We start from the raw sequence: 23,379 nt of genomic DNA, 5'->3' as shown, positions 1-23,379 counted from the left end.
TGCGCGAGCACATCGCGAAGCTCGCCACCGAGGGCCAGCTCGAGGCCGAGATCGGCGCCGCCGGCCCGGCCGGCGACGGGCTCGGGGCGCGCCTGCGGGCGATCCGCGACGAGGCCCGCGAGGAGGCGGCCCGCCAGGAGCTGGACGAGATCCGCCAGCGCCTCCAGCCCACGCTCGCGGCCGACGTGCCGCTGACCGGTGAGGCGCTGCGCCGCGAGCCCGCCGCGCGCGAGGCCTGATCGCGCGGGCGGGCGCCGCGGCTACGATCCCTCCCCATGCCCTACGTCGAAGTCACGCGCCCCCGCCCGCACGTCGCGCTGATCACCCTGAACCGGCCCGAGCGGCTCAACGCCCTCTCCTTCGACACCGTCGTGCCGCTGCACGACGCGCTCGAGCAGGTGGCCGCCGACAACGACGTCTGGGTGGTGGTGCTGACCGGCGCCGGGCGCGGCTTCTGCTCGGGGCTCGACCTCGAGGACCACGGCGTGCCGCCCGGCATCGCGGGGCTGCCGATGTCGCGGATCGCGGTGCGCGCGATGGCGCTCTTCGCCGACCTCGTTCCGCGCCTGCGCTCGCTCCCCCAGCCCGTGATCGCGGCGGTGAACGGCGCCGCCTTCGGCGGTGGCCTGTGCCTCGCGGTGGGCACCGACATCCGGATCGCCGGCGCCTCGGCGCGCTTCTGCGGCGCCGGCGTGCGCAACGGCCTGACCAACACGGAGCTCGGCATCTCGTGGCTGCTGCCGCGCCTCGTCGGCGCCTCGCGCGCCTTCGAGCTGCTGCTCACGGGCCGCGAGATCGACGCCGCCGAGGCCGACCGCATCGGCCTGGTCTCGCGGGTGGTGCCCGACGGCGCGCTCCTCGACGAGGCGCTCGACACGGCGGCGCGCATCTGCGAGCTCTCGCCGCACGGCATCGCCATGACCAAGCGCGTGCTGTGGTCGAACCTCGAGACCGGGAGCCTCCACGCCGGCATGGACCTCGAGAACCGCAACCAGCTCCTGGTGCGGATGACCACCCAGAACCTCGACGAAGCGATCCGCGCCCGCCGCGAAGGCCGCAAGCCCAGCTTCGGCGACTGACCCCGCATCCGCGCTCCGTGGCGCAGGACCGGGGCGATCCCGGTGGTTCGGTATGACCACGGTCATACCGACGATCGGAGGTGCAGTGATAGAGGCCCGCGCATGAAGAGCCGACACCGGACGACCGTGAACCGCACGAGACACCTCGCCGCCGCGCTCGCCTTCGCGAGCGCCCTGCTCCCGGCCCTGGCCGCCCGCGCCGCCCTGGAGTGGGTGAGCTGCGACCCCATCGACGTTGCGACCTTCGAGAACCGCATCCACGTGCGCTGCTCCGCCTCGGTGGGCGGCGGGATCTTCTACTTCGCGCGGCCGGTCACGGATGGCGCCGAGACGCAGCGCTACCTGAGCACGCTGCTCGCCGCCCAGGTCGCCGGCCGCACGCTCTCGATCCTGACCGATCTCGCCGACACCAGCGGCGCGGCGTTCGGCTGCGGGGCCAGCGACTGCCGGCGCTTCGAGGCCGTGAGCTTCGGGAACTGATCCGTGCGCCGCGCCCTCGCCGCGGCAGGACTCGCGTCCGTGCTGGCGCTCGCCGCGGCACCCGCCGGCGCCGGCACCTACTGGGGGCACGGCACCCTGTCGAGCACTCCGAGCCTGTGCTTCGTCGGCCCGGCGCTCGCGAACGAGCCCGCCTGGGCGGCGCAGATCCTCGACGCGATCCGCGAGTTCGAGCGCGCCGCCAACATCCGCTTCGAGATCCTCGGCACCTGCCCGGCCCCGGTCCCGGTCCTCGGCCAGGACGTCTACGCGGGCGACGTCCGGATCGCCCTCTTCCCCGGCTCCGACATCCCCTGGTCGAGCCCGGTCCCCGGCGACGGCTGCCCGATCGGCTTCGTCGACAGCAGCTTCGCCCGCGAGCCGGACTTCCTCGCCGGCGATCGCGGCTGCGTCTACAACCTGAAGCTCGGCAAGGACGCGGACGCCCAGGGCGTGCCCTGGCGCAACCACGTGCTCCACGAGGTCGGCCACGCGCTCGGCCTCTCGCACGAGCACCAGCGCCCGGATGCGCTCGACCCGAGCACCTGCCAGCCGCTCGCACCCTCCTGCCCGACGCCCCCCCAGCCGGGCCCCACCGATCTCCTGTGCGTCACCCCCTACGACCGCGACTCGGTGATGAACTACGAGAACGAGACCTGCGGGATCGCCGGCAACTACGGGCACTCGGGGCTCTCGGCCTGGGACCGGCTCACGCTCCACGTGCTCTACCCCGAGCCGGTGCGCGTGGCGGAGGTGGTGGGGACGCGGGTCGTCCCGACGAGCGGGACGCTCTCGCTCGTCTCGGGCTGGCAGGCGCGCGGCGCCAACCTGGCGGCGGTGGCGCGCGCCTTCTCGTGGACGATCGGGGGGGCTCCCGTCGGCACGGGGCCTGTGCTCTCCTGGTCGCTCGGCGCCGGCTCCTACGCGCTCGGCTTCTCGTACGAGGACTTCCTCGGCCGCAGCTACAGCTATGCCACGACCGTCCGGGGCCTGCCGCCCCAGCAGTTCGCGAACGAGGTGGGCGCCCTGCCGGCCCTGCTGGTCCCCGAGCCGGGCGGCACCGCCGGCGCGCTGGCGGCGCTCGGCGCGCTCGCGGCGCTGGCGCCCGGGCGCCGGCGCGGGTGCGGGGAGGCCGCAGCCACCGGCGGCGCCGGCCGAGCGGCCCGCTGAGAAATTCCGGCTAGCCTGCCCGGCGGATGCGCGAGCCCGCCCCCGATCTCGCGACGCGCCTCGGCGCGCTCCTCGCGCTCGATCCCGCCCGGATCGAGGACGTCGTGCTCCGCCACGCGGGTCCCGGGCCGCGCTACACGAGCTACCCGACCGCCCCGGTCTGGACCGACGCCTACGGACCCGACGAGCTCCGCCGCGACCTCGCCGGCATCGCCGCCGGCAGCGAGATCTCGCTCTACGCGCACGTCCCCTTCTGCCGCAGCCTCTGCCACTTCTGCGCCTGCAACCGGGTGATCACCCGCTCGCCCGAGCTGCCGGCGCGCTTCCTCGACACCGTCGAGCGGGAGATCGCGCAGGTGCGCGAGGCGCTGCCGGGGCCGCCACGCGTCGTGCAGCACCACTGGGGCGGCGGTACGCCCACGCACCTCGAGCCGGCCCAGATCGCGCGCCTGCACCGTGCCCTCGAGGACGCCTTCCCGAGCGCCCCCGGCGCCGAGGTCTCGATCGAGGTCGACCCGCGGGTGACCGGCGCGGCGCACCTCGAGGTCCTGCGCGAGCGCGGCTTCAACCGCCTCTCGATGGGCGTCCAGGACTTCGACCCGCGCGTGCAGGAGGCGATCCACCGCGTGCAGGGCGTCGCGGACACGGCGGCGCTCGTGGAGCGCGCGCGCGCGATGGGCTTCGCGAGCGTCGGCTTCGACCTGATCTACGGCCTGCCCTTCCAGAGCGTCGCGTCGATCGAGCGCACCCTCGACCACGTGGTCGCGATCGGGCCCGATCGCATCGCTCTCTACGGCTACGCGCACGTGACCTGGGTGGCGAAGCAGCAGCGCGGCTTCGAGCGCCACGACCTGCCGGCGCCGCCCGAGCGGCTGCGCATCCAGCTCGCGGCGATCCGCAAGCTGCTGGCGGCCGGCTACGAGCCGGTCGGCATGGACCACTACGCGCGCCCGGGCGACGAGCTCGCGCGGGCCGCGCGCGAGCGCACCCTGCGGCGCAACTTCATGGGCTACACGACCCGCCCGGGTCTCGACCTGCTGGCGATCGGGCCGAGCGCGATCAGCGAGCTCGCGAACGCCTTCGCGCAGTCCCATCGCGAGCTCGGGGCCTGGCAGGACGCGGTGCAGGCCGGCCGGCTCGCCACCGTCCGGGGGCACGTGCTCAGCGACGACGATCGCACGCGGAAATGGGTGATCGCCGAGATCATGTGCCACCAGGAGGTGTCGGCAGAGGCCTTCCGTACGCGCTTCGGAGCCGAGCTCGCGACCCGCTTCGCGGCCGAGCGGGAGGCGCTCGAGCCGCTGGCCGAGGCGGGGCTCGTCGAGCTCGACGGCGACGGCAGCCTGCGCCTCACGGCGCTCGGCCACCTGGCCGCCCGCCCGGTGGCGATGGCCTTCGACGCCTACCTGGCGCGCCAGCTCGAGGCCGAGCGGCCGCTCTTCAGCCAGACGGTCTGAGGCGGCGCGCCGCCGGGCCCGGCGCCCTCAGGCCCCGGCCAGCTCCAACTCGCCGGCCCGGATGCGGCGCTCGATCTCCGCGTCGTGGTCGACGTCCGAGGTGCTGTTCGACTCGTACGCGAGGATGCCGAGCGCCTCGAAGCGGGCGCGCTGGCGGTCCGAGAGCAGCCCCAGGCTCTTCACGTTCGGGACGATCTTCGAGAACAGCCGGTAGCGGAACTGGCGGGCCAGCTCCGAGCCGTCGGCGAGCGCGATGCACTCGTCCGGGTCGAGGCCCATCGCCTCCCACACCTCGCGGTTCGTGATGCGGTCGCGCATCAGGACGCAGGCCTCGTAGACGAAGTCCTCGCGCTCGAAGCGGTCCTTCTCGGGAAGCTCCCGGCAGTACTCGCGCAGCGAGAGCACGCCGAAGGCCACGTGACGCGACTCGTCCTCCATCACCGCGGCGGTGAGATCGCGCAGCAGCGGGTTCGTCGCCGTGTCGCGGATCGTGCCGAAGGCGGCCAGCGCGAGGCCCTCGACCACGATCTGCATGCCCAGGAACTTGATGTCCCAGCGCGAGTCGCTGAGCACCTGGTCGAGCAGCGACTTGAGCGCCGGGTTCACCGGGTACTCGTGCTGGAGCTTCTCCTGCACGAAGCGCCGGTACACCTCGACGTGACGGGCCTCGTCCATCACCTGGGTGGCAGCGTACTGCTTGGCCTCGTACCAGGGCACCGCGTCCACGATCTGGGCGGTCACCAGGAGGGCGCCCTGCTCGCCGTGCAGGAACTGGCAGAGCTGCCAGGTGATCGCCTCGTGGCGGAGCTTCGCCTTCTCCTTCTCGGTGAGCTTGTCCCACAGCGGCGTGCCCCAGATCGCGATGCCGGGATCGGGCACCAGGCCCTTCTCCGGGTCGACGTCGAGGCTCCAGTCGAGGCGCGTCGAGGAGTTCCACTGGTCGCGCTTGGCGTTCTCGTACAGGCGCATGAGCCGGGTGCGGGTGGCGTCGTACTCCCAGTTGTAGGCGAGCGTCTGGGGGACGCGGAGGTGCTCGATCGGGGTGGCGGCGTGCAGGTGCTCGAGGGCGGGCATCGGGTCGGTGTCTCCTAGGGCTCGGTGGGTTCGGGGGTGCGGGCGCTCCGGGCGGTCACGCCCAGGTACGCGAGGAAGGCGCGGCTCAGCTCCGCGGCCAGCTCGTCGTCGGACAGGGTCAGGACCCGCGAGCGCAGCTCGCCGAAGAGCACCACGTTCTCGATGCTGCTCACCACCATCGCGAGGCCGAAGGCGGCGGCACGCGCCGGATCCGGATGGCGGATCTCGCCGGCGCGCGCGAGGAGCAGGCGCGAGAGGCTCGCGTTCACGTGGTGCGAGAGGCGCTCCTGGCGGGCGCGGAACTCCGGGTCGACGTGGTTGCGCAGCACGAACGCGCGGATCAGGCCCTGGCGCTCGCGGTGCACCGCCACCAGGAAGGGCACGACCGCGCGCAGGATCTCGGGGATCGGCGCGCCCTCCCAGCGCCCGGGATCGAGCGCGGCGTCGGCGGTCGCGACGGCCTGCTCGAGGTAGCGCTCGTAGAGCGCGTAGAGCAGGCCGTCCTTGTCGCGAAAGCGCGCGTAGAAGGCGCCGACCGAGGACCCCGCCCGCCGGACGAGCTCCGCGATCGTTGCGTCCGCGAAGCCCTTCTCGGCGACGAGCTGCTCGGCCGCGTCGAGGAGCCGCTCGAGGGTCTCCTGGCTGCGCGCCTGGCGCGGCGGGCGGACCCAGCGAAGCACGGGGCGTGAGGGGCTGGCCAGCAGATGCAGACCTCATCTAGATCAGAATCAGTGTTCTGGTTCTCTTTTATCCTGATCTGGTCCAGCCGTCAACGGATCGAAACGGAAGTCCTGGTTTTATTTGATCGTCCGGGCCATCCCGCGGGGTGCAGGGGGCTCCCTGCTGAAGAGGCGCTCCTCCCGGGTCTCGTGATCCCGGAGCGCGACCCCGAGGTCGGCGAAGCCGCGGGCGACGCCTTCGCGCGGCTCGCGACCCATCTGGCCCTCGAGCTCCCCCAGCCGGGCCTGGAGCGCGCGGTGCTCGAGCCGGAGCTCCTCGAGCTCCGGGCCACGCGCCGGCTCGAGCCCTTGCAGGGCCGGGAAGTGGACCTGCTCCTCGAGCGCGAAGTGCGCGCCGATGGCGCCGCGGAAGGCGTAGAGCGCCTCGCGCGCCTCGGCCGGCGTGTGGCGCGCGATCGCGCGCTGCGTCGTCGCCAGCAGTGCATCGAGGTACCCGTGCTGCGCGGCGAGGCGCCGGGTCGCGTGGGCGAGGCGCGGGCGCAGTCCCGGCTGCTCGTCGGCCATGCACGCACTGGATAGCATGGGCCCGCGTGCAGCTCCCCCTCGGAGGAACGATGGATCTCGCCGTCTGCGACCGGCTGCTCACCACCACCCGCTCGGTGCGCAAGCGCCTCGACTTCTCGCGCCCGGTGCCGCGCGAGGTCGTCGAGCGCTGCCTCGAGATCGCCCTCCAGGCGCCCACCGGCTCGAACGCGCAGGGCTGGCACTTCTACGTGGTCACGGACCCTGCGCAGAAGGAGGGCCTCGCAGCGCTCTACCGCCGGGCGTTCGAGCTGTACGCGAACAACCCGGCGCTCCAGCGGCCGTACGCCGCGGGCGACCCCCGCGCGCGCCAGCACCCGAAGGTGTACGCCTCGGCGAGCCATCTGGCCGAGCACCTGCACGAGGCGCCGCTCCTCGTGATCCCCTGCATCGAGGGCCGCGTCGAGAACGCCGGCGTGCTCGCGCAGGCCTCCGTCTACGGCTCGATCCTGCCCGCGGCCTGGTCCTTCATGCTGGCGCTGCGCGCGCGCGGGCTCGGGGCGGCCTGGACCACGCTCCACCTGATGTACGAGCAGGAGGCCGCGAAGCTCCTCGGCATCCCGGCGGCGCTCACCCAGTGCGCCCTGCTGCCGGTCGCCTACACGACGGGCTCCGACTTCCGGCCCGCCGAGCGCCTGCCCCTCGCGCGCGTGCTGCACTGGGATCGCTGGTAGCGGCCCGGCCGTGCGAGCGCCGCGAGCGCGAGCGCCGCAGCCGCGCCGAGCGCTCCCGGCCCGGGCTCCGGCACGAAGCTGCCGCGCCGGTACACCACGCTGTAGTCGGCGTCGGCGATCCACGGCACCGGCGCGCCCTGCGGGAGCGTGCGCCCGGAGACCGGCTGCGCCACCAGGGAGAAGGCGGTCTCGGTGCCGGCCGGGGCGGAGTAGACCACGCGCGTGTCGTCGCCGTTGTACCCCGGCACCGAGAAGCCGTCGAGGCCGGTCGCAATCGACGTCAGCGCTCCGGTCGAGAGGTCGCCGGCGAGGACGTTTCCGACCCCGCTCGCGACGTCCACCGCGTCGAAGACCAGGAAGCCGTCGCTGCGCTGCGCCAGCGCCGGATACCCGACGTCGATCCCCGCCTGCGGCGGCACGATCGCGAAGACGCCGCCGGTCGCGCGGTCGAGCGCATAGATGCTCCAGACCTCGACCGTGCCGCCCGAGGCGAGCTGGAGGATGTTGAGGGCGTCGTAGATCACGAGCTCCTCGCTGGCCGTGATCTCGAGCGCGTCGGCTAACTCGATCGTCGCCACCGAGAAGCTGCCGCCCGGACCCGGCACCGTGACGGGCGCGCCCAGCGTATAGGTACGCAGGTCGTCCGGCGGGCTCCGCCGGCGGTCGATGATCGTGATCTCGTTCAGCCGCTGCCCGGTGTCGGGATCACGAAGCACGAAGCCATGGACGTCACCGCCCGGCGACACCGCCACCGAAGCGATCTGGCCCTGGAGCGAGGCCTCCGGGTCGATGTCGTAGCTGCAGGTCTCCTGGGCCTCGCTGCCGTCGGTGGCGACGACGCACAGGTCGTCCAGGCTGTCGACGAACCAGGCCAGGCTCCCGTCGCCACGGACGGCCGGGCGCTTGCTCCCGACGTCGAAGGCGCTGAGCGGGGCGGGCGTGCCGCCATCGAGATCGGGCTCCAGGCGGTACAGGAAGTAGGTGCCCTGCGCGGCGCGCAGGAAGAGCGTCGCGTCGTCCCCCTCGGTGCCTGGGAAAGGGGGTGGCGGAGGGGTTTCGCTGCCGTCCAGGATCCCGACCCGGTCGAAGGCCTCGCGCACGCGCTGCTCCTGGTTCGAGCCCGCACCGAAGAGGTCCGCCGCCGCCTGCAAGCACGCCAGGCGCGCGTCCACGAAGCGGGCGTTGGCGGTCAGATAGACCGTGAGCGCGCGGTAGAAGATGCGCCCGGCGTCCGCGAGGCCGATGCCGTTGCCCGAGAGGCCCGCGGCGAGCTGGTAGAAGGCGTGGTTCACGATGCTGCTGTTCACGTGCACGCCGCCGCCGTCGAGCGCACCGAGATCCCGGTACTGCGAGTAGTGGGCGGGATAGGGGGCGCCGAACACCGTGAGCGAGCCGGGCGCCGCCATGTCGCGCAGGGGCGCCGCGAGCGCGGATCCGACGAGCCAGTCCGGAGCGCCCTCGACGCTCGCCTCGACCAGCTCCCCGAAGATGTCGGAGATCGCCTCGTTGAGCGCACCGGACTCGTCGCGGTAGATCAGGTTGGCGGTGTGGAAGGTGACACCGTGGGTCAGCTCGTGGCCCACGACGTCGAGCGCCGCGGCGTAGGGCTCGGCGTCGCCGAAGGCCATCAGGTTCTGCTCGGAGAGGAAGAAGGCGTTCTGGAAGCCCTGGCCGAGCCGGACGATGGCGAGGATCGAGCCGCCCTGCCCGTCCAGCGAGTCGCGCCCGTGCGTGGTCAGGTAGTAGTCGTAGACCGCCGAGAAGTGGAAGAGCGCGGAGACGCCGTCGCGGAGCCAGGAACCGTTCGCCGTCGCCGAGGTGACGTGGAAGAGCGTCGGGAGGAACTGCGGGTCGCTGGTCGGCGGCTGGTTCTGCGCGTCGAGGATCGAGATGACGCCGCGGGCCGTATCGGGGTCCGGCGGGTCGGAGGCCGGGTCGAACATCGGCTTGCTGGCGTCCACCAGGAAGTGGGTGCCGCCCTCGGCCCAGACGTGCAGCGGGCGCAGGATGTCGAGCAGGTCGACCCCGCTGCCGGTGACGTCGCCGTCCTGCGCGGTGTTCCACGAGTCGAGCAGCGCACCGCTCCCGGCGTCCAGCACCACGCGCCACTGCGCGGACACCGAGACGGGGACGAGGACCGACCAGGCGAGCCGCGCGGAACGATCGCCGGGCGCCCAGACGACGAGCTCCGGCGCCTGGATCGCCGCGTCGAGCGCACCCGCGACCTCGGCGCGCGCCTGCGCCACGGCGGCCTCGGCCGGGAGCCGGGGAGCCACCGCGAGCGCCGGCGTCGCCACCCACGAGCCGTTCACGACCTCGATGTCGCCGCGCGGGTCGAGGTGCACGAGCAGCTCGCCCGGGAGCACCGGCACGCCGCGGTGTCGCTGGCGGAAGCGTAGGTGGGTGCGGCCCTGGCCGTCGCGCTGCACGCGGGCGAGCTCGAGCTCGCGCTCCGGGTCGGCGAGCCCGAAGAGCGCGCGCCGCTCGCGGAGGAAGGCGCGGGCGGTGCGCTCCGCCCGGGTGCGGCCCGGGCCCGCATCCGTCGCGGGAGCGAGCCGGCCGCGCAGCATGCGCGGCAGGCCGCGCCGGGGATCCATCTGCACCTCGACCTCGCCGCGCGCGCGGCGCAGCCGCTCGAGGGCGGCCGCGAGCGCGCGCTGCCCGCGCGCGCCGCCGCGGGGTCCCGCGCCGCGGGCCGCGGCCGCGCGCTCGTGCATCCGGTCGAGCACCGCGCGCAGGCGCGCGCCGCGCGGATCCGCATGCGGCCCCGTGGCGGAGGGCGCGGCCAGCCGGGGCGCCCGGGGCAGGGGGAGCAGGGCCACGCGCGGCGGCTCGGTGGCGGGGGCGCTCGCGGCGACGAGCAGGCCGGCAGCCACGAGGAGCCCGGCGACCGCTCGTGCGCAGGCGGCAGCCCCGAGGAGCCCTGCGGCCGCTCGCACGCAGGCGGCGGCCGCGACGAGCGGGCGGCGCCGGGGAGCCGGCGGGGTGGGGGTCATCGCGGTGCCTGCGGGTCGACGGGCCGCGCGCCCGGGAGCGCCACCGGCACGCGCGCCAGGACGGCGCCGCTGCGCGCGTCGAGCCACAGCTCGTCGTGCAGCGCGCCGCGCGCCGGGCGCACGCGCCAGGCGAGGCGCGGCCCGCCCTCCACGGGCGCGATCACGAGCGTGGCCGGGCACGCGCCGCAGGAGCCGGGCGGGCGGCCGAGCGCGCGGGCCGCCCGCTCGCGCGCGGTCCCGGCGTCGAGTGCGGGCTCCACACCAAGATCGGTCGGGGTCGGGATCGTGGAACCGGTCACGACGACCACGCGGCCCGCCGCGTCGAGCTGCACCCGGAGCTCGGCACCCAGCACCGGGAGGCCGCGCCAGCGCTGCTCGAACACCACGATCCGCCGGCCCTCGCGGTCCGGGCGCAGCTCGCGCACGGCGAGCTCGTCGGCCGGCCGCTCGAGGCGGAAGGCCTCCGCGTGCGCCGCGACGAAGGCCCGCGCCATGCCGGCCGCGTCGCCGCGCGCGCGCGCCGCGCGGAAGTCCGGGTCGCTCGCGAGGCCCTGCGAGAGATCGGAGCCGGCGACGAAGCGGATCGCGCCCGTGGCGGGATCGCGCCGCAGCGTGGCGCCGGGGGGAAACCCGCGCTCGTGGCGCGAAGGCTTCGCCGGAGGGGCGCCGCCGCTGCCCGCCGCGGAGCAGGCCAGCGCGGCGATCGCCAGCGGCATCGCCCAGCGGCGTCCGCGGCCGGTTCCGCCCTGCCCCGCGCCCGAACGCACCGGTGCCCCCCGCATCCCCCTTTGCGCGTGCCACGATACGCGATTCAGTCCGGGCTTGCCTCCTGGCGCAGGCGCTCGGCCGCCACCGCCGCCATCGCCGCCTGCAGGTTGTAGGACGGCACGAAGCCGGCCATGGGCACGCGCAGCACCGCGTCGCAGCGCGCGAGCAGCCGGGGGTCGAGCCCCTCGCGCTCGCCGCCGATCACGAGCAGCACGCGCCCGCGCAGGTCCTGCTCCCACGGCGCGTGCAGGCCGACGTCCTCGACGGCGACGAGCCGCCGGCCCGCCGCGCGAGCGGCGTCGAGCACCTCACCGGCCGGCCGCCAGTGGACCGGGAAGAAGCGCTCGGCGTGCATCGACGCGCGCAGCGCGCGGCGCCGGCCCTCCGGGTCGAGCGCCGCGTCGAGGAAGATCGCGTCGGCGCCCGACACCTCGGCGGTTCGGATCGCGTAGCCCGCGTTGCCGGCGTAGGCGACACCGGCGAGCAGCCAGGCGGCGCCGCCCCCGGCGAGCGCGGCCGCGGGATCGGCGCTGGGGTCGGGGCCGACCAGAGCGAGCAGCCCTCCGGCCCCGGGTGAGCCGGGGCGCGCCATCCGGCGCAGGTCGTTCGCGCTCGCCGGGAGCACGCGCGCCCCGGCCGCGCGTGCGCGCTCGGCCAGCGCGCGCGCCGCGGCCGGTGCGTCCCGGGCGAGCAGGAGGACCCGCAGCGGAGCGCCCGTGGCCAGCGCCGCCTCCACCTCGTCGATCCCGGCGAGCTGGCGCCGCTTCAGGAGACGAGCCGCAGCGTGAGGGGATAGCGGTACCGCTCGCCGTGGCTCGCCGCGACCGACGCGAGCACCATGAACACGAGCTGCACGCCCACCACCACCACGATCAGCAGGAAGCCGATCAGCACCCACATCAGCGCCGTCGCCACGATCGCGTACAGGGTGATGCTGATCTGGAAGTTCAGCGCCTCGCGTCCGTGGTCATCGACGAAGGCCGACCGGTCGCGGCGCAGCAGCCAGAGCACGAGCGGGACCAGGACATGGCCGAGGCCCGGCAGCACCAGGCCGGCGAAGCCGCCGAGATGGCAGAACACGGCCCAGTTGCGCTCCCAGGTCTCGGGAAACCCGGGCGGGAGCTCGTCGTCGTCGTAGGAGGGCGGGATCGGCATCGTCATGGCTGCAAGGTACCGCCGCTCGCACCGGCCGCGATCCGGTTCGTGGCGCTCACCACGGCCTCGAGGCTCGCCGTCACGATGCTGCGATGGCGGGCCGCGCCCCAGGTCGTCGTGCCGCCGGGCCGGCGCAGCTCGACGTAGGCGGCGGCGAGCGCGTCCTCGCCCTCGCCGAGCGCGTGCTCGGCGTAGTCGGCCACGTGGACCTCCAGGCCGAGCTCCTTGCGCAGGGCCGTCACGAAGGCGTCGATCGGGCCGGCGCCCTCGCCGGCGATGCGGCGCAGGGCGCCCTGGAAGCGTACGGTCGCCTCCACGCGCACGCGCCCGTCTCCGTCCTCCGGGACGACACGGTGTTCGAGGAGCGCGAGCACCCCCTCGTCCAGGTACTCGCGCTCGAAGAGCGCCCACAGCCGCGCCGAGTCGATCTCCTCCTCGCTCGCGTCGGCGGCAGCCTGCACGGCGCGGCTGAACTCGACCTGGAGCCGGCGCGGCAGCCGCAGCCCGTGATCCGCCTCCAGAACCCAGGCGACGCCGCCCTTGCCCGACTGGCTGTTGATCCGGATCACGGCCTCGTAGCTGCGCCCGAGGTCGGCCGGGTCGATCGGGAGATAGGGGATCTCCCAGACCTCGGGCCCGAGCGCCGCGAAGCCCTTCTTGATCGCATCCTGGTGCGATCCGGAGAAGGCCGTGAAGACCAGCTCGCCGGCGTAGGGGTGGCGGGGGTGCACCGGCAGCCGGTTGCAGTGCTCGGCCACGGCGCGGATCGCGTCGATGTCCTCCAGCGCGAGCCCCGGGTCGATCCCCTGCGTGTAGAGATTGAGCGCGAGCGTCACCAGGTCGACGTTGCCGGTGCGCTCGCCGTTGCCGAAGAGGGTGCCCTCGACCCGGTCGGCGCCGGCCATGACGGCCAGCTCCGCAGCCGCGACGGCCGTGCCGCGGTCGTTGTGGGGGTGCACGGAGAGCACGACCGACGCGCGGTCGCGCACCTCGCGCCCGAACCACTCGATCTGGTCCGCGTACACGTTGGGCGTCGCCATCTCCACGGTCGAGGGCAGGTTCAGGATGATCTTCCGTTCGGGCGTCGGCTCCCAGACCGCCATCACGGCCTCGCAGATCTCGACCGCGAAGTCGAGCTCGGTGGCGGTGAAGCTCTCGGGCGAGTACTCGAGGATCACGTCGGTGTCGGGCACCGTGCGGCACAGCTCGCGGACGAGCGCGGCGCCGCGCACGGCGATCTCGACGATCCCGGCCCGGTCGAGCCCGAACACGACGCGGCGCTGGAGCGTGCTCGTCGAGTTGTAGAGGTGGACGATCGCCCGGCGCGTACCCCGGATCGACTCGAAGGTGCGCCGGATCAGGTCCTCGCGGGCCTGGGTGAGCACCTGGATCGTGACGTCCCGCGGGATGCGCCGCTCGGCGACGAGCTGGCGCACGAAGTCGAAGTCGGTGCCGGACGCGCTCGGGAAGCCCACCTCGATCTCGCGGAAGCCGATCGCGAGGAGCTGCTCCCACAGGCGCAGCTTGCGCTCCGGGCCCATCGGCTCGACGAGCGCCTGGTTGCCGTCGCGCAGGTCCACGCTGCACCAGACGGGCGGCGCCACGAGCGCGCGCCCGGGCCAGGTGCGGTCGGGCAGGTCGATGGTCGGGAACGGCCGGTACTTCGCGGCTCGCATCGGGGACATCGGACAGCTCCTTTCGTCGGTGCCGGGCGGCGCCGGAAGGGGCTGCGATTCGGGCCGATCGAGTGCGGGAAGCGTGAGCGGGGCCTGGAAGCGCGAAACCCTCTCCGACGGGCTCGGCGGGAGAGGGTTTCGGCGTCGTCGGTCGGGTCGATCGTGCGCGCGCTAGGCCTCTCCCGCCTCGCTAAGGAGGAGCAGGTCGAGGAGCAGCGCGCTGGCGATCGACCGGACCATGTGGCCCCAGGTTCTAGTCCAGCGCCCCGGATCGGTCAACCGGCCGGCCGCCTCAAGGGGCCACGCGGGCCGGCCGATGGCTCCGACGCGGGCCTCTGGAAGGCGAGGGCCCACCGGAGGCGGGATGGCCGAGCAGCGCATCGCGAGGCGGATCCGCCGCCGCATGGCCTGCGAGCTCAAGGCCGATGGCCGCCAGCAGCGGGCGATCGTGATCGACCTCTCGCACACCGGCCTGTTCGTGCAGACCTCGGCGCGCCTCTCGCCGGGCACCCAGGTCGAGCTGCTCCTCCAGTTCGAGGGTGACCGCGAGCCGCTCCTCCTGCGCGCCGCCGTCGCGCGCCAGAAGGCCGTTCCCTCGAACCTGACGAGTGTCGCCCAGGGTGGGATCGGGCTGCGGATCGTCGACGCGCCGCGCGCCTACTACGAGCTGGTCGGCGAGACGGCGGCGCCCGTGCCGGCGGCAGCTCCGACGATCCCGCCGGCTTCGAGCCCGCGCCCGCCGATGCCGGCTGCGGACCCCAAGACCGCTCCCGAAGCGCCGCCGTCCTCGCCCCCGCGCTTCCGCGTGCGCGTCAAGCAGAGCGACGGCCCGCGCTCGCGCATCCTCGACATCGCCGCCGAGACCGCCGAACGGGCCTCCGCGGCGGCGCTGGCGCAGGTGGGCGCCGGCTGGGAGGCGCTCGGCGCGGAGCGCGTATAGAGCCCGCGCGCCACGCCCGAGGACCGCCGGATCGGGCCCGCGGGTGCGCGGGCGCGCGAGGGGCTCGAAGCGGACGGCTCGGAAGCCCCCGCGTGACGGTTCCCGTCACCTCACCGACCCGTCGCGGCACTCCCTGGTGACCGGAACCGTCACCGGAGGCCGTGATGCGACTCCCCCTGCTCCTCACCCTCGCCCTGACGCTCGCCGCGCCCGCCGGCGCGGAGCCCGGATCGCCGGGAGGCGCCGGCTGGGACGACTCGCACATGCTGAGCAACTTCGCGCGCCAGCGTGGTCCCGCACCGCCGCGCCCGGCCGTCCAGGGCAGCGGCCGCTACCAGCAGATCCTCGAGCATCCCTCGCCGACGCCGCCCGCGGGCGTGCCGGAGACGACGCTGAAGCTGAGCCAGCACGAGTGGCGGCGCGGCGCACCGGCAGGGGTGGGGACCGGGGCGGCGCTGTTCGGCTCGTCGGGCGTGTCGGGCTCCTTCGGAGGCGGACGGCCGACGGTCTCCTCGGGTGTGCGCGCGCAGTCTTCCGCGCGCTCCGGCTCGTCGGGCCCCCGCTCGAGCTCGCTCGCCAGCCAGAGCCGGACGCGCCGCTAGGCCCACCGCCAGCTAGCGGGTGATCTTCTTGTACCGGATCCGGTGCGGCTGGTCCGCGTCGGCGCCGAGCCTGCGCTTGCGATCCGCCTCGTAGTCCTGGAAGTTGCCCTCGAACCACTCGACGTGGCTGTCACCCTCGAACGCCAGGATGTGGGTGGCGATCCGGTCGAGGAACCAGCGATCGTGGCTGATCACCACGACGCAGCCCGAGAAGCCGAGCAGCGCCTCCTCGAGGGCGCGCAGGGTGTCGACGTCGAGGTCGTTCGAGGGCTCGTCGAGCAGGAGCACGTTGCCGCCGCTCTTGAGCAGCTTGGCGAGGTGCAGGCGGTTGCGCTCGCCGCCCGAGAGCGAGCCCACGAGCTTCTGCTGTTCGCCGCCCTTGAAGCCGAAGGCCGAGACGTAGGCTCGCGAAGGTACCTCGCGCTTGCCGACCAGGATCACGTCGTCACCGCCCGAGATCTCCTGCCACACGGTCTTCGCGCCGTCGAGCGCGTCGCGGCTCTGGTCGACGTAGGCGAGCTTCACGGTGTCACCGAGCCGGAGCGTGCCGGCATCCGGCTTCTCCTCACCGACGATCATCCGGAACAACGTGGTCTTGCCGGCGCCGTTCGGCCCGATCACGCCGACGATGCCACCGGGCGGGAGCGCGAAGCTCAGATCGTCGATCAGCAGGCGCTCGCCGAAGCCCTTGACGAGGTGCTCGGCCTCGACCACCACCTCGCCGAGCCGCGGCCCGATCGGGATCGAGATCTCGACCGTCTCCGGCAGCCGCGCCTCCTCCTCGGCGCGCAGCTCCTCGTAGGCGCGCACGCGCGCCTTGCTCTTGGCCTGGCGCGCGCGCGGGGACATGCGCACCCATTCGAGCTCCCGTTCGAGGGTGCGGCGCCGGGCGCTCGCCTTCTTCTCGTCCTGCTCGAGGCGCTTCTGCTTCTGCTCGAGCCAGGAGGTGTAGTTGCCCTTGAAGGGGTAGTAGCCGCCGCGGTCGAGCTCGAGGATCCACTCCGCCACGTTGTCGAGGAAGTACCGGTCGTGGGTGACGGCGATGACCGTGCCCGGGTACTCCTGGAGGTGTCGCTCGAGCCAGGCCACCGACTCGGCGTCCAGATGGTTGGTGGGCTCGTCGAGCAGGAGCAGATCCGGCTTCGCGAGGAGCAGCCGGCAGAGCGCCACGCGCCGCCGCTCGCCGCCCGAGAGCGTATCCACCTTGGCGTCCGGCGGCGGGCAGCGCAGGGCGTCCATGGCGATCTCGAGCGTGCGCTCGAGCTCCCATCCGTTGGCGGCGTCGATCCGGTCCTGGAGCTTCCCCTGCTCCTCGACGAGCGCGTTCATCTCGTCCTCGGAGAGCTCCTCGCCGAAGCGCGCCGACACCGCCTCGAAGCGGCGCAGGAGGTCACGTAGCTCGGCCACGCCCTCCTCGACGTTGCCCTGCACGTCCTTGCTCGGGTCGAGCCGCGGCTCCTGCGGCAGGTAGCCGATGCGGATCCCGTCGGCCGGGCGCGCCTCGCCCAGGAAGTCCTGGTCCTCGCCCGCCAGGATGCGCAGCAGCGAGCTCTTGCCCGTACCGTTCGGGCCGACCACCCCGATCTTCGCGCCCGGGTAGAACGCCAGCGTGATGCCGTCGAGGATCACGCGATCCGTGCCGACGACCTTGCGCAGGTCGCGCAGCGTGTAGATGAACTCGGCCAACGGGGTCTTCCTCTCGTCCGCTCGTGCTCTCGGAGTCGCGGCTGTGCGCCGGCGAAGGGCCGGGCAGTCTAACCCTCGTCGAGCAGCAGGACGAGGCTCGAGGTGTCGAGCCGGCCGTGACCACGCGCCTGGAGCGCCGCGTAGCGGCGGTCGACGGCCTCGGTGATCGGCAGCGCAGCACCGTTGCGGCGCGCCTCGTCGAGCGCGATCCCGAGGTCCTTGCGCATCCAGTCGACCGCGAAGCCGAAATCGAAGCGGCGCTCGATCATGCTCGGCGTGCGCTGGCGCATCTGCCAGGAGCCGGCGGCGCCCTCGGCGAGCACCGCGAAGACAGCCCCCGGATCGAGCCCGGCACGCTCGGCGAAGCGCAGGCCCTCGGCGAGCGCCTCGACCAGACCGGCGATGCAGATCTGGTTCACCATCTTCGCGAGCTGGCCGGCACCCGTCGGGCCGAGCCGCACCGCCGTCCTCGCGTAGCAGGCGAGCAGCGGCTCGATCCGCGCGAAGGCCTCCGCCTCCCCGCCGGCCATCACGCTGAGCTGGCCCTTCCGGGCGCCCTCCTCGCCGCCCGAGACCGGCGCGTCGATCCAGGCGACCCCGCGCGCCGCCGCCACCGCCGCGAGCTCACGCGTCGCCTCGGCCGACACCGTCGTATGATCGACGAAGAGGCTCCCCGGTGCCATCGCCGCCAGGGCACCCTGCGGGCCCGCCGTGATCGCACGCAACGCGCCGTCGTCGCCGGTGCAGGCGAAGACCGCGGCGGCGCCCGTCGCGGCCGCGGCCGGGCTCGCGGCGACGCGGCCACCGTGCGTGGCTGCCCACGCGTGCGCCTTCGCCGGGGTCCGGTTCCACACCGCCACCGCGTGCCCGGCCCGCGCCAGGTGGCCCGCCATCGGTCCGCCCATCGCCCCCAGACACAGGAACGCGACGTGGGCCACTACAGCGCCTGGGCGTCGAGCGCCTCACCGAGCGCGAGGCCGGTCGTGGCGGCGAGCGCCTCGTCCTCGTCTCGCAGCAGGTCGACGCCGTGGGCGGCGAAGCGGCGCGCGGCGGCGGCCGAACGCGCGTCGCCCTCGCGCAGGAGGGCCCAGTCGGCGTGCTCGAGCAGGGCGGCGAGTGCGAAGCTGCGCCCGAGCGTGAGGGTGAAGCGCCGGAGCGCCGCCTCGTGGAGCGAGGCGCCGCGCGAGGCCGCGCGCGCCCACCAGGCCTCGATGTGGTCGGCAGCACGCAGGGCGCTCTCGGCCGGCGGCCGCAGGAGCGCCTGCTCCACGCCGCGCGCCCGCTCGCGGATCTCCTCGAGCGCCGGCGCGAGCGCGTCCGCGCGCAGCACGGCGCGCACCGCCTCGAGCGCGAGCACGTTCGTGGTGCCCTCCCAGATCGCCAGCACCTGGGCGTCGCGCAGCAGCTCGGGAAGACCCGTGTCCTCGAGGTAGCCGGCGCCGCCGAAGGCCTCGAGCGCCTCGCTGGCCCCCGCCACCGCCTGTTTCCCGGTCGTGAGCTTGGCGAGCGGGTGCAGGAGCCGCAGCAGTGCTTCGTTGCGCGCGCCGCCCGCGGCGGTCTCCTGCGCGCCGAGCCGCGCCACCATGTCGAAGGTGAGCGCGAAGGCAGCCTCCGCCTCGGCGGCCATCCCGGCCAGCGTGTCCAGGTGCAGCGGCTTCTCGGCAAGCGGCGCGCCGAAGGCCACGCGCCGGCGCGCGTAGTCGCGCGCCAGCGCGACGCCGCGGCGCAGGCTCGCGGTCGCGCATACCGCGTTCCAGGTGCGGGTCAGGTTCAGCATCGTGGCCATCTGGCGCACGCCGTCGGCGAGGCCGGCGACGGGCTCGGCCGGCGTTCCGTCGAGGCGCAGCTCGGCGGTGGGCAGGTTGCGGGTGCCGAGCTTGTCCTTGAGCCGCAGCACCTCGATGTTGCGCAGCCGCCCCGCGGCGTCGCGCACCTCGACGTAGAAGAGCGCGAGCCCCTTGCCGCCGGGGCCGTTGCCCTCGGGCCGTGCCAGCGTGAGCGCCATCTGCGAGCTCACGGCCGAGGTGAACCACTTGACGCCGTGCAGGAGCCAGCCGCCGTCGGCGCCGCGCAGCGCCACGGTCTCCGAGAGCCCGACGTCGGAGCCGCCGGCGCGCTCGGTCATCCACTGTCCGCTCGTCCAGGCGACGGCCGGATCGCGCGCCGTGAGCCGCGCCAGCGCGCGCTCGAAGAGCGGGTCGCGGCCCAGCGTCTCGAGCGTGCGCGCGGCGCCATCGCTCATCGCGAGCGGGCAGGTGTAGACCTGGCTCGAGGGATGGAACAGGTGGACCAGCGCGAACTGGTGCACGCGCGAGAAGCGGCCGTGGCGGCGCTCGTAGCCGGTCGCGACGAGCCCGCGCTCGGCGGCGACCCGGGCGTACTCCTCCCACGCCGGGTTGACCCGCACCTCGTCGACGCGCCGGCCCCAGGCGTCGTAGGGCACGTGGGTGGGCTCGTCGCCACGGTGCGCGAGGGCGAGCTCGTGGAGCCGCCCGGCCGCCAGCGCGCCCATCTCCGCGAGCTCGGGCTCGATCGCGCGGCGCGCATCGGCGTCGACGGTGCGCGCGAGCCAGCTGCGCAGCAGCGTGTCGTCGCGCCACTGGTCGGCGAGGCGGGGAGGATCCTGGAGGAAGCCGTCGTCGGACGGGAGCGTCATGGCGGCGATGGTAGCCCGCCCGTCGCCGCTCGCGCCCCGAAGCAGCCGGAACGGGCGCGACCCGGCGCCCGCGCAGCGGAACCGGTGCCCGGCGCTCAGAGCCCGAGCCGCGCCTCTGCCGCGCGCGCCTCGAGGCCCTCGGCGTCGACGGCGTCGTCCGGGAAGACGGCATGGCCGACCTCGAGCGGCGCGGACACGCCATGGCCGGCCAGCACCTCGCGCGCGCGGCGGCAGAGCTCGGCGAGCAGCGCCGGCGGCTCCTGCTCGGGCTCCGGCACCAGCGCGACGAAGCGCTCGGGCCCCATGCGCGCGAGCACGTCGAACGGCCGCAGCGCGCCGCGCAGCGCGCGGGCGAGCGCCCCGGCAGCGCGCTCGCTGCCGGCCGGCGCGCGCGCCTCGGACGCGAGGCCGGCGGCACGGAGCTCGAGCAGCGCCAGCCGGTGGCCGCGGAAGCGCGAGCGCGCGATCTCCTCCTCGAGCCGCTCACGCAGGAGCCGCGCGGTCGGGAGCCCGGTGGTCGCGTCGAGATCGGGCCGTTCCGGCTCGCGGAAAGCGGTGAGCGCCGCCTGCACGTGCTGGGTCAGGCGCTCGAGCACGGCCTCGTCGGCGGCGGTGAAGCGATCGCCGAGCAGCGGCTCCTCGGGCACCTTGCCGAGCACCGACAGGCTGCCCGCCGGCTGGCCCTCGCGTAGCAGCGGCGCGATCATCGCGGTCCCGACACCGACCGCGTGCTCCGCGAAGGCGGGATCGCTCGAGAGATCGGCCACCCGGACCAGCCTGCGCGCGCGCATCGCCTCGGTGGCGAGCCGGCGCTCGAGCTCGGCGAGGGGCGCACGCCGCCACTGCCCGATCCCGCTCCAGGCGACGATGCGGAAGCGGCCCGACTCGGGGTCGCGCAGGCGCAGCACGGCGTCCTGGGCCTCGAGCAGGTGGAGGGCCGACGAGGCGGCGAGGTCCCAGAGCGCGCGGGCGTCTTCGCACGCAGCCAGGGTGGCGGCAGCGGTGCCGAGCCGGTCGTTGCGGCGCGCGTCACGCTCGAGGCGCGCGGTGCGCAGCTGCGCGGCCAGCTCCTCGGCCAGACCGACGGCGGCGGCCGCGATCCGATCGGGCAGCTCGCCCGCCAGGTCGCCGGCGCCGCTCACCTCGAGCGCACCGAGCAGCTCGCCGCTGGGCGCCAGCAGCGGCAGGGCCGCACTACAGAAGTCGCTGTCGGGCGGCCGCCCCGCGAGCCAGAATGCGCGGCGCTCGGCCGCGGCGCGGCCCGCCAGGCCCTGGCCGGGCGCGAGGCGCTCGCGCCCTCCGAGCGGGTCCACGCGCGTCGACGACGCCTGCAGCGCCAGCTCCGGCGGGGCGGCCGCAGCGGTGCCCTCCCGGGCGGGCGCCGGCTCGGCCGGCTCGGCCGCCAGCCACAGGCGCACCAGGCCGCCGCGCAGCCCGTCGGCCAGCAGCGTGCAGGCGGCGGCGAGCCGCACCGGCAGCGGCTCGGCCCGGGACAGGACCCGGCGTAGCTGCGACTCGACGCGCAGCGAGGCCGATTCGCGCAGGATCCCGTGCAGCTCCTCGGCGCGGGCGAGGATGCGCGCGTCGAGCCGCGCCAGCTCCTCGACGAAGGCCAGGTCGTCCTCGGTGAACTGGTTCTGGTGTCGCGCGTGGGAGAGGTTGAGAACACCGAGCACGCGCCCCTGGTGCGCGAGCGGCGCCGAGATCGCGGACTCGACGTCGTCGCGCTCGCGCACGATCTGCCAGCGGGTGTGGTCGGCCTTGCCGTGCAGGAGCACGGCGCGCTCGGCAGCGAAGGCACGGCCGGCGATGCCCTCCCCTGCCCGCACCCGGATCTTCGCGATCAGCTCCTCCTCGATGCCGAGCGCCACGGCCACCCGCAGCACGCGCTCGTGCGGATCCCAGAGCATCAGCGAGCCGCGGTCGGCGCCGGTCGCGGTCACGGCCACCTGGAGCACGAGGTCGAGCACGCTGCGCCGGTCGCGGGTCAGGTCGGCGGAGTCCATGATCTCGCGCAGGGCGGCGAGCAGGTCCGGCTTCGAGAAGGCATCGGCGGGGCCGAAGGCGTAGAGCATGCGAGCCAGGGCTGGCGTGGTGACGGGGACGCCGCGCGCCGTCACGAGCCGCTCGCGCAGCGCGGGCGGTGCGTCGGCGTCGATCACCGCGGCGAGGCCCGGGATGGCGAGCGCGTGCTCGAGATCGGCGGTGATGCGCGGCGCGAGCCGCTGGGCGGACGCGGGGTCGATCGACTCGAGGACGGCGCGCGCGGCGGCCGGGTCGTCGGCGACGATCGCGCACACCTCGACCGCCGGGTTCGCCTCGAGCAGCGGCGCCAGCTCGAGCCCCTCCCGCGAGTGGCCGGCGATCACCAGGCGTTTGCGCAAGCGGCTCCCTTCCGACTCCACTCGATCGGGTAGCCCCGGCGGGGACTTGAAGCTCGCGGCCGGACGCGCGATCAGCTCGAACGCGGAGGGTCGGTCGCAGCAGCCGGGGGCCCGGCCGGGCGGGTCGGATCCGGCTTGCCGAGGGGGCGCCCCAACGCCTGGCCGAGGCGCGCCAGGGCGACGCGCTGGGAGGACAACTCCTCGATCCCCGCCTCCGTGCGGCGTTCGAGCCGATCGGCCCGCTCGGCGAGCGCAGCGAGCGCCTGCTCGGCGCCCGCCAGGCGATCGTCGAGGCGCTGGATCATCCCGAGCAGGTCTGCCGCGAGGGGGTCTCCCGCTTGCCAGGGCGCGAGCTGCAGCGGCGGGGGCTCGGCTGGCGCGTGCGGCTCCGGCTCGGGAGCATCCTCCACCACCTCCACCTCCATGGGAGCCATCGGAGGAAGCGAGCTCGCGGCCGGCCGCCGAGGGGCTACCGCCCGGCGCCGACTGCGCGCCAGGAGCCCGGCGCCGACCCCGAGCGCGAGGGCGGCACCGACACCGAGCAGGATCGAACGGCCGGGGACGCGCGGTGCCAGCGCCGCCGGCGGCGCCGCCGACACCGGCGGTGGCTCCACCCCGGTAGCCGGTGCAGGCGCGGCGCCCGGAGCCGGTACGGAGACGGGTGCCGGGACGGGCTGCGGGGCAGCCCCCGGAACCGGGGCGGCGACAGGCTCCGGAATGGGTGCCGGAACCGGTTCGGGAGCGGGTTCCGCAGGAGGAGCCGCCGTGACCGTTGGAGGAGCGGGTGCAGGCGGAGAAGCCGGCGGCTCGACGGGCTCCGCGGCCGCGAGCGGAGGCGGTTCGGCAGCGCCGGGCCGCAGGTCGAGGACGATCCGCGGCGGGTGGTCGAGGACCTGGCTCTCCACGCGTACCGGCGAGCGGGTGCGGATCCGGGCCAGCGTGGCGCCGCCGGGTAGCGGCTCGAGCGTCAGCTCGGCGCCAGCACCCGGCGGCAGCGAGAACGCCTCGGGGGCGCCGGCTCCGATCCGGACCCGGCTCTCGCCGGGCTCACCCGGCTCGACCACGAAGGCGGCCGGCGCGTCGGTTTCGAACACCACCCGCACGTACTCGGGGTGGCGCCCCACGCGCACGTCCACGAGCTGCGCGGCCCCGGCCGTACCGGCCGCCAGCACGGCGGCCGCCAGCCACCCGGCCAGGGCGACCGGGCCCGATCGGGCGATGGGTCCGAGCACGCGCGCTCCTCCGGGTCCCGAAGGGAGGGTGGCGCAGCCGGCCGGTGCGTGGCGATCGACTCCATTCGGTGTCTCCAGGGGCGCCGCGCCG

21 protein-coding genes are annotated in these 23,379 nt (G+C 74.8%); 8 read left to right on the top strand and 13 right to left on the bottom strand.

Annotated features, from left to right (window positions below; genetic code table 11):
* The 5 genes from OZ948_10205 to hemN all read left to right on the top strand — a co-directional run.
* Positions 1 to 239: hypothetical protein (locus OZ948_10205; GenBank protein MEB2345106.1), on the top strand; the 239-nt coding region annotated here is incomplete at its 5' end.
* Between the two features lie 36 nt (positions 240 to 275).
* The gene (locus OZ948_10200) at positions 276 to 1,079 is read left to right on the top strand and encodes an enoyl-CoA hydratase (protein MEB2345105.1); all 804 of its coding nucleotides are present in this window, start codon (positions 276 to 278) and stop codon (positions 1,077 to 1,079) included.
* A 102-nt stretch (positions 1,080 to 1,181) separates the two neighbouring features.
* Complete coding sequence (locus OZ948_10195; protein ID MEB2345104.1) at positions 1,182 to 1,559, top strand: hypothetical protein; 378 nt, start codon at positions 1,182 to 1,184, stop codon at positions 1,557 to 1,559.
* A 3-nt stretch (positions 1,560 to 1,562) separates the two neighbouring features.
* Positions 1,563 to 2,726, top strand: coding sequence for a hypothetical protein (locus OZ948_10190; GenBank protein ID MEB2345103.1), 1,164 nt, complete (start codon positions 1,563 to 1,565; stop codon positions 2,724 to 2,726).
* 26 nt (positions 2,727 to 2,752) lie between these two features.
* Positions 2,753 to 4,183, top strand: a complete 1,431-nt coding sequence (gene hemN / locus OZ948_10185) for an oxygen-independent coproporphyrinogen III oxidase (protein ID MEB2345102.1) — start codon at positions 2,753 to 2,755, stop codon at positions 4,181 to 4,183.
* A gap of 27 nt (positions 4,184 to 4,210) precedes the next feature.
* Here hemN and OZ948_10180 read toward each other — a convergent pair whose 3' ends face one another.
* The 3 genes from OZ948_10180 to OZ948_10170 form a co-directional block, all read right to left on the bottom strand.
* Positions 4,211 to 5,257 (bottom strand): ferritin-like domain-containing protein, encoded by a 1,047-nt coding sequence (locus OZ948_10180; GenBank protein MEB2345101.1) that lies wholly within the window; start codon positions 5,255 to 5,257, stop codon positions 4,211 to 4,213.
* 14 nt (positions 5,258 to 5,271) lie between these two features.
* Positions 5,272 to 5,937, bottom strand: coding sequence for a TetR/AcrR family transcriptional regulator (locus OZ948_10175; protein MEB2345100.1), 666 nt, complete (start codon positions 5,935 to 5,937; stop codon positions 5,272 to 5,274).
* Between the two features lie 117 nt (positions 5,938 to 6,054).
* Positions 6,055 to 6,501 carry a hemerythrin domain-containing protein gene (locus tag OZ948_10170; GenBank protein ID MEB2345099.1) on the bottom strand — a complete coding sequence of 149 codons (447 nt, stop codon included), beginning with the start codon at positions 6,499 to 6,501 and terminating at the stop codon, positions 6,055 to 6,057.
* 50 nt (positions 6,502 to 6,551) lie between these two features.
* On the opposite strand from OZ948_10170, the gene OZ948_10165 reads away from it, so the two are divergent.
* A complete protein-coding gene (locus OZ948_10165) occupies positions 6,552 to 7,193 on the top strand; it encodes a nitroreductase family protein (GenBank protein ID MEB2345098.1) in 642 nt (213 codons plus the stop codon).
* Here OZ948_10165 and OZ948_10160 read toward each other — a convergent pair.
* From OZ948_10160 to leuA, 5 genes are all read right to left on the bottom strand, one after another.
* The gene (locus OZ948_10160) at positions 7,118 to 10,189 is read right to left on the bottom strand and encodes a M4 family metallopeptidase (GenBank protein MEB2345097.1); all 3,072 of its coding nucleotides are present in this window, start codon (positions 10,187 to 10,189) and stop codon (positions 7,118 to 7,120) included. The two genes, OZ948_10165 and OZ948_10160, sit on opposite strands and share 76 nt — an antisense overlap.
* Positions 10,186 to 10,905 (bottom strand): hypothetical protein, encoded by a 720-nt coding sequence (locus tag OZ948_10155; protein MEB2345096.1) that lies wholly within the window; start codon positions 10,903 to 10,905, stop codon positions 10,186 to 10,188. Before OZ948_10155 ends, OZ948_10160 begins: the two co-directional genes overlap by 4 nt.
* A gap of 95 nt (positions 10,906 to 11,000) precedes the next feature.
* Positions 11,001 to 11,693 (bottom strand): hypothetical protein, encoded by a 693-nt coding sequence (locus OZ948_10150; GenBank protein ID MEB2345095.1) that lies wholly within the window; start codon positions 11,691 to 11,693, stop codon positions 11,001 to 11,003.
* A gap of 29 nt (positions 11,694 to 11,722) precedes the next feature.
* Positions 11,723 to 12,118, bottom strand: a complete 396-nt coding sequence (locus tag OZ948_10145) for a DUF4870 domain-containing protein (GenBank protein MEB2345094.1) — start codon at positions 12,116 to 12,118, stop codon at positions 11,723 to 11,725.
* Entirely contained in the window at positions 12,115 to 13,797 is a 1,683-nt protein-coding gene (gene leuA, locus OZ948_10140) for a 2-isopropylmalate synthase (GenBank protein MEB2345093.1), read from the bottom strand. Before leuA ends, OZ948_10145 begins: the two co-directional genes overlap by 4 nt.
* 355 nt (positions 13,798 to 14,152) lie before the next feature.
* Between leuA and OZ948_10135 the strand changes: the two genes are divergently transcribed.
* Both OZ948_10135 and OZ948_10130 read left to right on the top strand, forming a co-directional pair.
* Complete coding sequence (locus tag OZ948_10135; GenBank protein ID MEB2345092.1) at positions 14,153 to 14,728, top strand: PilZ domain-containing protein; 576 nt, start codon at positions 14,153 to 14,155, stop codon at positions 14,726 to 14,728.
* 164 nt (positions 14,729 to 14,892) lie between these two features.
* On the top strand, positions 14,893 to 15,330 hold the full coding sequence (locus OZ948_10130) for a hypothetical protein (protein ID MEB2345091.1): 438 nt from the start codon (positions 14,893 to 14,895) through the stop codon (positions 15,328 to 15,330).
* A gap of 12 nt (positions 15,331 to 15,342) precedes the next feature.
* Here OZ948_10130 and ettA read toward each other — a convergent pair whose 3' ends face one another.
* The 5 genes from ettA to OZ948_10105 all read right to left on the bottom strand — a co-directional run bounded on the left by ettA (position 15,343) and on the right by OZ948_10105 (position 23,288).
* On the bottom strand, positions 15,343 to 17,016 hold the full coding sequence (gene ettA / locus OZ948_10125; GenBank protein MEB2345090.1) for an energy-dependent translational throttle protein EttA: 1,674 nt from the start codon (positions 17,014 to 17,016) through the stop codon (positions 15,343 to 15,345).
* A gap of 68 nt (positions 17,017 to 17,084) precedes the next feature.
* On the bottom strand, positions 17,085 to 17,954 hold the full coding sequence (locus OZ948_10120; GenBank protein MEB2345089.1) for an NAD(P)-dependent oxidoreductase: 870 nt from the start codon (positions 17,952 to 17,954) through the stop codon (positions 17,085 to 17,087).
* Entirely contained in the window at positions 17,954 to 19,672 is a 1,719-nt protein-coding gene (locus tag OZ948_10115; protein MEB2345088.1) for an acyl-CoA dehydrogenase family protein, read from the bottom strand. The genes OZ948_10120 and OZ948_10115 overlap by 1 nt, the downstream gene beginning before the upstream one ends.
* 95 nt (positions 19,673 to 19,767) lie before the next feature.
* Positions 19,768 to 22,056 carry a GAF domain-containing protein gene (locus OZ948_10110; GenBank protein ID MEB2345087.1) on the bottom strand — a complete coding sequence of 763 codons (2,289 nt, stop codon included), beginning with the start codon at positions 22,054 to 22,056 and terminating at the stop codon, positions 19,768 to 19,770.
* Between the two features lie 71 nt (positions 22,057 to 22,127).
* Positions 22,128 to 23,288, bottom strand: a complete 1,161-nt coding sequence (locus tag OZ948_10105) for a hypothetical protein (GenBank protein ID MEB2345086.1) — start codon at positions 23,286 to 23,288, stop codon at positions 22,128 to 22,130.
* Positions 23,289 to 23,379 lie beyond the last annotated feature (91 nt).

The organism is Deltaproteobacteria bacterium, from assembly GCA_035063765.1.
In the GTDB taxonomy this organism is placed as follows: Bacteria; Myxococcota_A; UBA9160; order UBA9160; family PR03; genus CAADGG01.
The sequence above is the reverse complement of the archived record's forward strand: the minus strand, read 5'-3'. Positions and strand labels throughout refer to the sequence as shown.

Bases quoted from the DNA above. Each gene is read 5' to 3' on its own strand.
- leuA (MEB2345093.1), bottom strand. From the start codon at position 13,797: ATGTCCCCGATGCGAGCCGCGAAGTACCGGCCGTTCCCGACCATCGAC.
- OZ948_10145 (MEB2345094.1), bottom strand. From the start codon at position 12,118: ATGACGATGCCGATCCCGCCCTCCTACGACGACGACGAGCTCCCGCCC.
- OZ948_10115 (MEB2345088.1), bottom strand. From the start codon at position 19,672: ATGACGCTCCCGTCCGACGACGGCTTCCTCCAGGATCCTCCCCGCCTC.
- OZ948_10160 (MEB2345097.1), bottom strand. From the start codon at position 10,189: ATGACCCCCACCCCGCCGGCTCCCCGGCGCCGCCCGCTCGTCGCGGCC.
- OZ948_10180 (MEB2345101.1), bottom strand. From the start codon at position 5,257: ATGCCCGCCCTCGAGCACCTGCACGCCGCCACCCCGATCGAGCACCTC.
- OZ948_10135 (MEB2345092.1), top strand. From the start codon at position 14,153: ATGGCCGAGCAGCGCATCGCGAGGCGGATCCGCCGCCGCATGGCCTGC.
- OZ948_10130 (MEB2345091.1), top strand. From the start codon at position 14,893: ATGCGACTCCCCCTGCTCCTCACCCTCGCCCTGACGCTCGCCGCGCCC.
- OZ948_10155 (MEB2345096.1), bottom strand. From the start codon at position 10,905: ATGCCGCTGGCGATCGCCGCGCTGGCCTGCTCCGCGGCGGGCAGCGGC.
- OZ948_10195 (MEB2345104.1), top strand. From the start codon at position 1,182: ATGAAGAGCCGACACCGGACGACCGTGAACCGCACGAGACACCTCGCC.
- OZ948_10165 (MEB2345098.1), top strand. From the start codon at position 6,552: ATGGATCTCGCCGTCTGCGACCGGCTGCTCACCACCACCCGCTCGGTG.
- hemN (MEB2345102.1), top strand. From the start codon at position 2,753: ATGCGCGAGCCCGCCCCCGATCTCGCGACGCGCCTCGGCGCGCTCCTC.
- OZ948_10200 (MEB2345105.1), top strand. From the start codon at position 276: ATGCCCTACGTCGAAGTCACGCGCCCCCGCCCGCACGTCGCGCTGATC.
- OZ948_10170 (MEB2345099.1), bottom strand. From the start codon at position 6,501: ATGGCCGACGAGCAGCCGGGACTGCGCCCGCGCCTCGCCCACGCGACC.